Annotated in this window: 7 protein-coding genes; 4 read left to right on the forward strand and 3 right to left on the reverse strand. The window is 44.0% G+C overall.

From position 1 onward, the window contains the following. Positions 1-19: 19 nt before the first annotated feature. Both B2400_RS02770 and gltB read right to left on the reverse strand, forming a co-directional pair. Complete coding sequence (locus B2400_RS02770) at positions 20-1468, reverse strand: glutamate synthase subunit beta (RefSeq protein ID WP_286651069.1); 1449 nt, start codon at positions 1466-1468, stop codon at positions 20-22. Positions 1469-1486: 18 nt separating this feature from the next. Then, entirely contained in the window at positions 1487-5986 is a 4500-nt protein-coding gene (gltB, locus tag B2400_RS02775; RefSeq protein ID WP_293930635.1) for a glutamate synthase large subunit, read from the reverse strand. Positions 5987-6195: 209 nt separating this feature from the next. On the opposite strand from gltB, the gene B2400_RS02780 reads away from it, so the two are divergent. The 4 genes from B2400_RS02780 to B2400_RS02795 all read left to right on the forward strand — a co-directional run bounded on the left by B2400_RS02780 (position 6196) and on the right by B2400_RS02795 (position 9756). Continuing rightward, positions 6196-7296 carry a mandelate racemase/muconate lactonizing enzyme family protein gene (locus B2400_RS02780; protein ID WP_293930637.1) on the forward strand — a complete coding sequence of 367 codons (1101 nt, stop codon included), beginning with the start codon at positions 6196-6198 and terminating at the stop codon, positions 7294-7296. A gap of 266 nt (positions 7297-7562) precedes the next feature. Then, positions 7563-8543, forward strand: coding sequence for a deoxyhypusine synthase family protein (locus tag B2400_RS02785; RefSeq protein ID WP_149527117.1), 981 nt, complete (start codon positions 7563-7565; stop codon positions 8541-8543). A gap of 28 nt (positions 8544-8571) precedes the next feature. After that, positions 8572-9123, forward strand: coding sequence for a hypothetical protein (locus B2400_RS02790; protein ID WP_246172306.1), 552 nt, complete (start codon positions 8572-8574; stop codon positions 9121-9123). A 63-nt stretch (positions 9124-9186) separates the two neighbouring features. Continuing rightward, the gene (locus B2400_RS02795; protein ID WP_149527116.1) at positions 9187-9756 is read left to right on the forward strand and encodes a non-canonical purine NTP diphosphatase; all 570 of its coding nucleotides are present in this window, start codon (positions 9187-9189) and stop codon (positions 9754-9756) included. A gap of 297 nt (positions 9757-10053) precedes the next feature. Here B2400_RS02795 and B2400_RS02800 read toward each other — a convergent pair whose 3' ends face one another. After that, on the reverse strand, positions 10054-12351 hold the full coding sequence (locus tag B2400_RS02800; RefSeq protein ID WP_293930640.1) for an OstA-like protein: 2298 nt from the start codon (positions 12349-12351) through the stop codon (positions 10054-10056). Positions 12352-12494: the final 143 nt, after the last annotated feature.

The following is a 12494-nucleotide window of genomic DNA, read 5'->3' on the forward strand; positions in this document are numbered from 1 at the left end:
ATACTCTATTATCTAAAATCTAATGTCTATTCTCTAATTCCGATTTCCCCATCAAAAACTCATCTACCTTTCGGGCGCATTCGCGGCCTTCGGAGATTGCCCATACGACGAGGGACTGTCCTCTGCGCATATCGCCGGCGGTGAATACGTTGCTGAGGTTAGTTTTATATTCTGCTTCGCTTGCCAGGACATTGCCTCTCGGGTCAAGATCGACGCCAAGTTGTTGCAATAAGCCTTCGTGTTGCGGATTCAGGAATCCCATGGCTAGTGTTACAAGTTCGCAAGGGATTTCACGCTCGGAACCTTCGACCTCGGCAAATTTGGTTGGGCGTCCGTTCTCATCGGTCTCCCAAGATAGGTCTACCACCTTTGCAGCGCGGAGGTTCCCATTTTCATCACCTAAGAATTCTTTGGTGCTGATGCTCCAATGTCTTTGGCAGCCTTCTTCGTGCGAGGTTGTTGTTTTTAATAACATGGGGTATGTCGGCCATGGCATCGCGTCTGTACGGGATTGTGGCGGCGTTGGCATTAATTCGAACTGTGTTACGGATATTGCGCCATGACGGTTGGAAGTTCCCACACAGTCAGAGCCCGTATCACCACCGCCGATAACCAATACATTTTTGCCGGCGGCGTGGATCTCTTCCACTTCGATAGGGGAATTGCCTACCCTTTTGTTCTGTTGTTTTAAGAAGTCCATCGCAAAATGCACACCCTTCAATTCGCGACCCGGAATCTTTAAGTCGCGTGGGATAGTTGATCCGCCCGCAAGAACGATAGCATCGTATGCTTTTAGCTCCTGTGCCGGCACGTTCTTGCCAACTTCTGCATTAGTTCGGAACTCTACACCCGACTGTTCCATGATTGAGATTCGGCGATCAACGACCGATTTGTCCAACTTGAAATCAGGGATGCCGTATCGTAATAATCCGCCAACCTTATCGTCACGCTCATACACGACAACATCATGTCCTGCTTTGTTGAGCTGTGCAGCAGCAGCCAAGCCCGAAGGGCCGGAACCAACAACAGCCACGCGTTTTCCAGTTTTTAAATAGCTCTTATTCGGTTGTACATAGCCTTTCTTGTAGGCTATTTCGATGATATGTTTCTCAATTTCTTCGATAGCAACCGGCGATTTGTTGATCCCAAGTACACATGCCGACTCACAAGGAGCAGGACATATACGGCCGGTGAACTCCGGAAAGTTGTTGGTGGAGGAAAGAATCTGATAGGCTTCTTCCCATTTACCATCATAAACAGCATCGTTGAATTCGGGAATAACATTCCCTAGTGGACATCCTGAGTGGCAGAATGGTATTCCACAGTTCATACAACGCGCTGCCTGATTATTTAATTGATCGTCCGTATAAGGTTGTACGAACTCTTGATAATTCTGTCTTCTGCTTTCCACAGCATCTTTCTGAGGAAGCGTTCTTTCATATTCTAAAAATCCTGTTGCTTTTCCCATGATAATTTTCCTCCTTGATTATGCTGTTACTAACTTTACCTGAATCACTTGTTTGTACTCTCTTGGGAATACCTTGATGAACTTGCTCTTTTCTGTAGCCCAGTTCGTAAGAATGGTATTTGCCCTTTCGCTCTTCGTTAGTAATATGTGTCTTTTCAGCAGGTTGATAATTGCCGTTTCGTCCTCTGCGTCCAATGGGTCCAGGTCGACCATTTCTTTATTGCAGTTTTCGCGGAAGTTGCCATTTAGATCATATACCCATGCGATACCACCACTCATTCCGGCAGCGAAGTTTCTACCTGTTTCGCCAAGAATAAGGGCTCTACCACCGGTCATGTATTCACATCCATGATCGCCAATGCCCTCAACTACTGCTGTTGCACCTGAATTCCGTACGGCGAAGCGCTCACCAGCACGACCATTGATAAACAAATGTCCAGAAGTCGCGCCATAGAGCGCCACATTACCGATGATGATATTTTCATCAGGCACTAAGCTACTTTCGGCAGCAGGGTAGATCGCCAATTGCGCTCCTGAAAGACCTTTGCCCACATAATCATTTGCTTCACCCTCCAGCTCGAAGGAGATTCCCTTGGTGTTGAAAGCACCGAAGGATTGACCCGCGGATCCTTTAAATTTAAAGTTGATGCTGTTGTCTGGCAAACCTTCCGATCCATATATTTTTGAAATCTCATTGGAAAGTAGGGTACCGATCGTTCTATCCGTATTCTTCACATGGAAGGTTCCGAACACTGGTGTTTTGCTTTCCAATGCAGGTTTCGCCTGTGTTAGTAGTCCCCAGTCTAAGATCATGCTCATGCCATGATCTTGTTCTTCTGTATTGTATAGGGTCTGTCCGCTAGCGTTTGCAGCCACATGTAAGATTCCTGAGAAATCAATTTTGGACGCTTTCCAATGTGGTAAATCTTCCCTTTTCTTCAAGAATTGAGCTCTACCGACCATTTCGTTGATGGTGCGGAAGCCTAATTGCGCCATAATCTCGCGCATTTCTTCAGCAAGGAATCTAAACAGATTGACTACATCTTCCGGTTTTCCGGAGAATAGTTTTCTTAATTCAGGATCTTGTGTAGCAACACCTACAGGGCAGGTATTGAGGTGACACTTGCGCATCATGATACAGCCGCCAGCCACTAAAGCTGCCGTTGCTACGCCCCATTCTTCAGCGCCTAAGAGCGTCGCGATGACTAAATCCCTACCGGTTTTCATTTGTCCGTCAGCCTGTAGTACAACGCGGCTACGGAGTTTGTTTTGTACTAATGTCTGATGTGCTTCAGCGAGTCCGAGTTCCCAAGGGAGACCCGCATGCTTGATAGAGCTGATGGGGGAAGCACCAGTCCCCCCGTCATAACCAGCGATTAAGATTACGTCAGCATGCGCCTTTGCCACACCTGCAGCGATGGTACCAACGCCGGCCTTGGAAACCAGTTTTACGTTGATACGGGCGTCTCTATTAGCATTTTTCAAATCGAAGATAAGCTGTGCCAAATCTTCGATAGAATAAATATCGTGATGTGGAGGTGGCGAAATTAAGCCCACTCCAGGTGTGGAGTGTCTTACTTTTGCAATCCAATCGTCCACTTTATGTCCCGGTAATTGTCCGCCTTCACCAGGTTTAGCACCCTGTGCCATTTTGATCTGTATTTCATCGGCCTGGGTTAGGTAGTTTGATGTCACTCCAAAGCGTGCGGAAGCGACCTGCTTGATGGCAGAGCGCATAGAATCTCCGTTTGGCAATTTTGCATAGCGGAATTCGTCTTCACCACCCTCTCCGGTATTTGATTTACCACCGATGCGGTTCATGGCAATTGCCAAAGTGCTATGCGCTTCGTGGGATATCGAACCAAATGACATAGCGCCAGTTGCAAATCTTTTCATGATGTCGCTTGCGGGCTCGACCTGGTCGATAGAAATTGGGGTGCGATGTTTGGCGAATTCTAACAGTCCACGAAGAGTAAACATATGCTCTTTTTGGTTGTTGATCAGGCTCGCATATTTCTTATAGGTATCAAAACTATCCGTGCGACAAGCTTGCTGAAGCAAATGTACTGTTTGTGGGTTCCATAGGTGTCCTTCGCCACGACGTTTCCATTGGTATAATCCACCCTCAGGAAGTAAAGTCGGCGTCACTCGGCTATGCTCAAATCCTCGCCAATGTTTTGCTAACGCTTCTTTGGCGATGTCATCTAATGTTAATCCTCCAATACGTGAAACAGCGCCACAGAAGTACTTGTCGACAACCGAAGAGTCTATTCCCAACACTTCAAAGATTTGGGCACCATGGTAGGATTGCAGCGTCGAGATACCCATCTTTGAGAATATCTTCAATAGGCCATTGCAAACAGCCTTCACATAGTTTTTCTTAAGGTCGTCCCACGTTAAATCAGTATCTAGTTGACCTTGCTCGCGCATAGTACGGATGCTTGCCAGCGCCATATAAGGGTTGATTGCTGTAGCACCGAAAGCCAGTAGACAAGCAAAATGGTGAACTTCCCAAGCATCTCCGGCTTCAACAACTAAGCCTACTGCACCGCGGTTTCCAGTTTTGATTAAATGGTGATGAACGGCAGAAACGGCAAGTAGGGAAGGAATCGCGCAGTGTTGCGAATCAATCGCTCTATCTGAGAGAATGATAACTTCAAAGCCGTCCTTTACAGCATCGTCGGCATAGCGGCAAAGTCTTTCCAGACCGGCTTCTAAGGAGCCGGATTTGCCATCTGCACGAAAATAACTTTGTATGGTTTTCGCTTGGAATACCCCCGTATCAATTGATCGCAGTTTCTCGAGTTCGCTAGAAGTTAAGATAGGGTGTTCCAGGGTAACACAATGACAGAATTTTTTGTCCTCAATCAATATGTTGCCGGCATTTCCAATAAAGGTTGCTAAACTCATCACTAAACGTTCGCGTATAGGGTCGATCGGTGGATTGGTTACCTGTGCAAAGAATTGTTTAAAATAGCTAGAGATATGTTGCGGTTGATCGGATAGGACTGCCAAGGGCACATCTGTACCCATTGAGCCAATGGGCTCATAGCCGGTCAGAGCCATCGGTGTAAGAATGGTTTCGATATCCTCGCGAGAATAACCAAAGGATTGCTGATACTTGAATACCGACTCTTTAGATAGGTATGTAAAAGTAACGCGCGGGTCTGCGAGCTCTTCTAGTTTGATTTTATAATTATTGATCCACTCGCCATAAGGTTGCTGACGAACTAATGCGCCTTTCACCTCTTCATCTGAACGAATCTTTCCCGCTTCCATATCCACGACGAATATTTTACCAGGTTGTTGTCTTCCTTTTTTAATAATGGTAGCTTCATCGATTGGCAATGCACCAGCTTCTGAGGCTACAACAACGCGATCGTCGTTGGTGATGGCATAGCGTAGCGGGCGAAGACCATTGCGATCTAATGTTGCACCAATAATATTACCATCGGTAAAGCAAAGTGCTGCCGGTCCATCCCATGGCTCCATTAAAGTTGCATGATATTCATAAAATGCTTTCTTCAACGGATCCATCTGATCGTTTCCATCCCATGCTTCCGGCACGAGCATCAGCATCACATGTGGTAGGCTTCTGCCACTGTGCAACAATAATTCAACAACGTTATCTAAGCAAGCCGAATCTGATTGTCCACGATCTACAACCGGCAATAAGATCTCCATCTCCTCATCTGTAAAATACGGTGAGGATAGTGCACGAACGCCTGCATAGAACCAGTTCAAGTTTCCGGTCAATGTATTGATCTCGCCATTATGGGCAATCATCCGGAAAGGTTGCGCGAGCGACCAAGATGGAAATGTATTGGTTGAGAAGCGCGAATGCACTAATCCGAAAGCGGACACTACACGTGGGTCATGTAAATCTTTGAAGTATGACCCTACCTGATAAGTGGTCAGCTGACCTTTGTAGACTATTGTTTTGCAAGAAAGTGAGGCAATATAAAGTGGTAGAGGGTAGGCTTGGTGAGTTTTGATTTTCTGGATGATTAAGCGTCGGAGGACATATAACTTCCGTTCAAAATCTTCGGTGTTTCCTACGCCTTCCGGTCTGGAGATAAAGAACTGTACGATTTCCGGTTCTGCACTCAAGGCTGTTGGGCCAATTCCGGCACGATCTACTGGCACTGGACGGTAGCCCAATAGTTCCATATTGCGCTCGGCTGCAGCTTCTGCGATTACTTGTCGGCAAATAGCATTCATCTCTCCTTCCTTCGGAAGGAACAGCATGCCGACGCCATAATAGCCAGGCTCCTGTAGTTGAATTCCTAGATTAATACATTCTTCCCAAAGAAATTCATGCGGTAACTGGATCATGATACCCGCTCCGTCTCCCGACTCCGGGTCGCATCCGCATGCCCCGCGGTGCTCCATGTTCTCTAACATCGTCAGTGCATCTTGCACTTGTCGATGTGATTTTTGTCCTTTTATATGGGCTACAAAACCTACCCCACAGGCATCATGTTCAAACGCTGGATTGTATAGTCCTTCTTGCTGCATCGTGTTGTGAATATTTTATATTTTAACAATAGGTTTGCTAATATACGAATAAAATTAACAGTTTATTGAAAAACTAATAAAAAATAAACTAAAACGTTGAGTATAATATAAAATTATACGTTTTTATTATTGAAATTGTATTTGATTCGCTAAACGATTGTAAAAATGGAATATCATTCGCTAAATTTGATGATATAACAAACGAAGTCATGACCATAACCGAAATTGAAATCTATAGACTCAGTATTCCGATGGAGCCTTTTGTGATTGCCACAGGGACAATGGATTACGCCCAGAATACTTTTATTCGTGTAAGAACCGATAGCGAGCACTTCGGTGTTGGGGAATGTTCTGCTTTTCCGATGATCGTTGGGGAAACGCAAAATACCTGTATTGCGCTGGCTAAAGATTTCGCGAAAATATGGTTAGGGAAAGACCCCTTGCAGATAGCAGAACGGATGGCGGAACTGCATCTATATATCGCTGGCAATGCGACGATCAAGTCGGCCTTTGACATGGCTTTATATGACTTGGCAGCAAAAGCTGCAGGGCAGCCGCTGTATCAGTTTTTAGGCGGAAAAGTCCGTGACATCGTTACGGATATAACCTTAGGTATTGCTTCCCCGGAAGAAATGGCTGCCAAAGCACTGAAACTTCATGAAGGCGGCGCTGTTGCCTTAAAAGTAAAGCTTGGGAAGAAGCCTCAGGATGATGTTGCACGAATCAAAGCGATTCGACAAGCGGTCGGCTTTGATATTCCGATTCGTATCGACGCTAATCAGGGTTGGACTTATGAAGAGGCGGTGGAAGCATTGCAAGGCTTAGAGCCTCTAAAGATACAGTTCTGTGAGCAACCTATGCGTACTTATAATGATCATTTATTGGCCCAATTGCGTAGTGAAACCATAGTGCCGATTATGGCTGATGAATCTGTTTATAATCATCATGATGCCGAGCGCTTATGTCGTACGGATAGTTGCGATTATATCAACATCAAATTTTCTAAATCATCGGGGATTACCGAGTCGTTGAAAATTCAAGCTGTAGCGCAGGAATACAATATCCCTTGTATGATCGGCGGTATGTTGGAAAGCCGTTTGGCATTAGCTGCAAAGGCGCATTTTGCTTATGCCGCGCCAAATGTGAAGTTCTTTGATCTGGACACCTGTATGGTGGGGCATCTGGAAGATCCTGTAATTGGCGGGATTCGATACGATGGCTACCAGATTCATATCGGAGAGGGATTCGGTATTGGAGCAGACATGGATCCTGCATTTTTGGAGACCTGCGATAAATGGGTGGTCTCTTAAAATCCTAGGATTCGGTACATCAGGATATAAATACATCGTCGAAGATTGACAGATATAAAATTTTAATAAATAAAATATCATATGTTAAATAATGATACTTGGAGTTTAGGCTTAACGGAGATACTGATATTGGCCATTTTGGTTATTATATTGGCTTTTTTCGCTTATATTTTCAAAAAATTGCTACGTAGAAAGTAAATCGCTAGGCTTGGACTGTTTAGGGAATAAATCAGTACCTTTGTCCCCAATATCAGATATAAAAAAACATGAGCACACAACGCGGACCTATTTCTCAATTTATCGAGAAGAATTATCTTCATTTTAACGCGGCTTCTTTAGTAGACGCGGCAAAAGGATATGAAACGCACCTTGCTGAAGGTGGTAAAATGTTGGTTTCTTTAGCAGGAGCAATGAGTACTGCTGAATTGGGTATTTCATTAGCTGAAATGATCCGTCAAGATAAAGTCGCTATCATTTCTTGTACTGGAGCGAACTTAGAGGAAGACGTGATGAACTTGGTAGCACACTCTCACTATAAGCGTGTTCCTCACTACCGTGATTTGACTCCTCAGGATGAGTGGGAATTGTTAGAAAACCATTACAACCGTGTAACGGATACTTGTATTCCTGAAGAAGAGGCGTTCAGACGTTTACAATCGCATTTAGAAAAAGCGTGGAAAGACGCAGAAGCAGCAGGCGAGCGTTACTTCCCGCACGAATTTTTATACAAAGTAGTGTTGTCTGGTGATTTAGAGCAATACTATGAAATCGATCCTAAAAACTCATGGATCCTTGCAGCTGCAGAAAAGAATATTCCAATCATCTGTCCAGGATGGGAAGATTCAACGACAGGTAATATCTTCGCTTCATACGTTATCAAAGGTGAGTTGAATGTACATACCGTTAAAACTGGTATTGAGTACATGATTTACTTAACAGAATGGTACCGTGCGAACTCAGGAGGTAAAGGTGTAGGATTCTTCCAAATTGGTGGTGGTATCGCTGGTGACTTCCCGATCTGTGTTGTTCCGATGATGTACCAAGATTTAGAATGGCATGATGTTCCTTTCTGGTCATATTTCTGCCAGATCTCTGATTCAACGACTTCTTACGGTTCATACTCTGGAGCAGTTCCAAATGAGAAAATTACCTGGGGTAAGCTAGATACAGAATCTCCGAAATTTATCGTTGAATCTGATGCAACAATCGTTGCACCGTTGATCTTTGCTTGGGTATTAGGTCAATAAGATAATTACAGAACAATAGGATTGTACATTGGAATCGAATTTAACCACAGATAATGTTGCGGCCTTGCAGGCATTGATGTCTGAGACCATCTTTACGATGGGCGAGGAGACTGCCTTGCCTGGCGGTTCGATCCATAACTATCCTAATCAAGATATTCCTCAGGCTGCTGCTGCTGAAACAGCAGCTGAGGAATTTATTTTTCAGGGCGATAAGTCGACGGGCGTACTGTTCATCCTTCGTTATCCTGAATATCCGTATTTCTCGCCAGCAGCAGAGGAGGCGTTCTTAAAAACTATCGGCGCCTTGCAACTCAATGCAAGCAATGTTGCCGTTGTTAATTTGGCCAATCCGCATAACCCCAACGATTGGACCCGCATCATGAAGTTCTTTCAACCGAAGAAGATTACCTTGCTCGGTGTAGAGCCTACTTCGCTGAAGCTTCCTACGATTGCGCATAATTCTTACATGAAGGGCAAAATCGCTACGGTATTCAATACCTTCAGTTTTGAGGAGATGTTTGCCGATGTGCAGAAGAAGAAACTCTTCTGGGGCGAATTCAAAACCTTTATAGGCTCGTAATTCCTGATTTTTTTTATGTTTTTACCTATCCATATTGCTATTTTTGGCAATTATAGATAGACTATGGAATTAATATTCGCGACAAACAACGCACATAAATTAGAAGAGGTACAACAGATGGTTGGGGAGCAATTTACTCTTAAATCATTGGCAGATATTGGCTGTGAGGATGATATCCCCGAAACTGGAGTTACCTTTCAAGAAAATGCTCAACAGAAGACGGACTATTTGATTGCCAAATATGGAGTGAACTGCTTTGGGGATGATTCAGGGTTGGAGATCGACGCTTTAAATGGTGAGCCTGGCGTGTACTCTGCACGTTATTCTGGTTCTCGCGATATGGAAAAGAATATCGATTTGGTATTGGAGCGTTTGGGCGATACTGAAAATAGATCAGCGCGCTTTAAAACAGTGATTTCGCTCTTCTTAAATGGCGAGCAGCACTTTTTCGAAGGCACGGTAGAAGGAAATATCATTAAAGAAAGAATAGGGACAGCAGGTTTTGGCTATGATCCAATCTTTATTCCTCACGGTTATGAGCATACCTTCGCTGAGATGAGCATGGAAGAGAAGAACAGAATCAGCCACCGCGCGCAGGCTATTGCCAAGCTAGTTGAATTTTTAAAAGGCTAAGCGGAGGGTGAGAAAGTCACTTCTTTCAAAGCTCTTGCCTCGTAATGTTACATTCGTTGGAAGGCATCGATAAAAAGACAGGTACACATTTTCTTTAAAATAGATTTCAAGAATAAATCAATTTGTTAATTATTCTTTTCGAGTATGTAGCTATAGATTTAGATGCAGTTATTAGCCATGTGAGAATAATTGTATGTAGAATAATTAGCTTGTCATACCGTGAGGAATTGGCAGATAGTGTTCTTTGACATCTTGTGTGTAGGGGTTCAAGATATTTGGGTAAATAAAAAGCAACCTTTAATTTTCGGTTGCTTCTTCTAATATTTTCTCGGTCGGTTCTGCTTTTTTAGTGTCTATGGACTTTGTTGCTTCCGTTTTTATTTCCCCAGTGTTTTCATCGCCTTCATCTTCATCGTCCGGTTCAGAAATTAGGGATTGCCCAGCCCGCTTCCGATTTAACATGTCCTCGACAGACTTTGGCCGGTCTTCGGGTTTCCATTGGAAACCAGGCAGTACTTCCAGTTCCTGCGTGACTAGCTTAAAAGGATATATTTTCTGGTCGATCTTTCGAATCGAAACATAGTCAATAATCTTATTGTTTTCCATGGTAATTTTAATCCGACTGCTGCGGTCGTGGAACATCTCTGTGATGGTATTGGTCTTGTCGTTTGTCGAGAAGACTAGATTTTCAGCATTTCCATCGACAAAGAGGCGCTCTATAGCATTATTAGCGAAGAATGCAGTAATCTTTCTGCCCTTGAGCTGATTGAACTTGAGCGTGTCTAGAACAGCATTTACCATAAAGGCATTCTGTTTTAACAAAGCATTATCCATCTTCCCGTTTTTGATCTGCATAAAAATGGTGTCTGCTGAGATTTGCGATCCGTCGGACCAGATCATCGGTTTGCCCATAAAGCGGAACATGGAATCGACCATGCCGTAATAAACGGAGTCTGCCACGGCTTGTAAATCCGATTTGAATACTCTAACATTATAGTTTGCTCGGACGATACGGGTTCTCGCCGTATCAGCAAAGATCTGTGTGGAGTCCTTTAATAGGGTATCCGCCGTTTGAGCAGTTTTCAGTGCATCGGACAGTAGGTCGTCGTGTTCCGTTCCTGTTGGCATTTCAGCCTTCCTTCGTAGAACACTGTCGGCTTTTGTGGTGACTTCAATATTCATGGAGTCGGGCACTTTGGCTTTTTCGGGTGCTTTTTTCGCAGGTGTAACGGGTTTCACCGTTTCTGATTTTTTGAGAATTTTAGGCTCGGCGGTTTCCAATGTCTTTTCTAGAATCGGCTCGCCGATACTAAGGCTGTCAGAATCATCAAACGAGGTTGAGTCGTCCATATCGCCATAGTTTACTTCCGTAGATTCCTCAATCTGTCCGCCGTTGCGGTCGAGTTTGAGGTCTAAGGGTTTATAATCCCTTACAAAAATCACTTTGGAATAGAGGGTGTCTGCGGTCATATAGGCCGTATCCACTTTGGGAGGTTCTTTGATCGGGGCAACCGCCTTATTTTCTGTAGAATCGGTCGTGCTGCTAATATCTTTTTCTGTAAGCTGCTTTTCTTGCGCTTTGAGTTCTTTCTCTTTCTCTTTTTCTTTTTCGAGCTTTCTGATTTCTCGTTTCGATAGATTTTTATTGGCCTGTAGGCTGTCTGTACTTAACGAGTCTGCTGCCTGTTTTGTGGTGTCATTCTGAATGACGTATTTGACAAGAGGTTTGTCTGTCATGAGGATGGACTGGTCAGCTTCGATATATTTTCCATAGCCTCCGTTCGAATAGAATTTATCAAGCGTATCCACAAACACTACATTACGGAAGGCTTCGCCAATCCCTCTGTTTCGATCGTAGAACAAGCTATCGCCTTTTAAGAAGCGACTACCTTCGGTATAAAGGTTGTTTTTGTTGAATTTTGCAATCCCGAAAGCGGTATTATACGTTCCTTTTTCGGTGTATAGGTTTTCCCCTTTACGTCCTTTTATATTTGTTGGCCCGAAGAAGAAAGCATCTCTATACATGGTGTTATACTGCATCGTATCGGTATAGATAATGACGTTGGGCGATCTCACAACGACTTTGTTGTTGAAGTAAGCATCTTTCGATGTTTCGAAATAATAAGCGTTTTGGGAAGTGATGGTGTCGCCCTGCCCTTCAATACGACCACCATTGCGGTATGTTCCGCGTTGGCTGCGCATGTTGTAGGTGAGGTAATTCGTAGTAAGGGTTGTCTGCCCGTCTACCATACGTACATTCTTAGTCAAAACGGCTTGCTGGGAGGCGGCGTCGTAATGTAAGTGGGTGCCGTAGATTACTGATCCGGAAGTTTGCGTGATTACAATATTGCCATGGGCTTCAAAGAATTCACGTCCGATATCGTCCTTATACAGATCTCCACTATCGGCAGAAAGAGTAGACCCTTTATGTTCGTAGACTGGATGATAACTGCGTAGGATTTTTTGATTGATGAATCTACTGCTGGAAGAGGATAATAAACGCATTTCGCTGCCGGTAGGGGCAGGTGTAAGTGTTGTTTGTCCATAGCCGGAAATACAGCACAGAAGCGTTAGAAGAATGAATAGGTACCTCACAAGCGCAAAAATATATAAATAATTAGCAAAAAATTGTTAAAGGCTAAATTTTAATCTACAAATCAACATATTGTAGATATTAGCGAAAAGCAGACCAATTTTCGTGATGAAATTAGTGCTCAAGAAATGGATTGCGTATTTTT

Source organism: Sphingobacterium sp. UBA6645 (assembly GCF_002455685.1).
Taxonomy (GTDB): Bacteria; Bacteroidota; Bacteroidia; order Sphingobacteriales; family Sphingobacteriaceae; genus Sphingobacterium; species Sphingobacterium hotanense.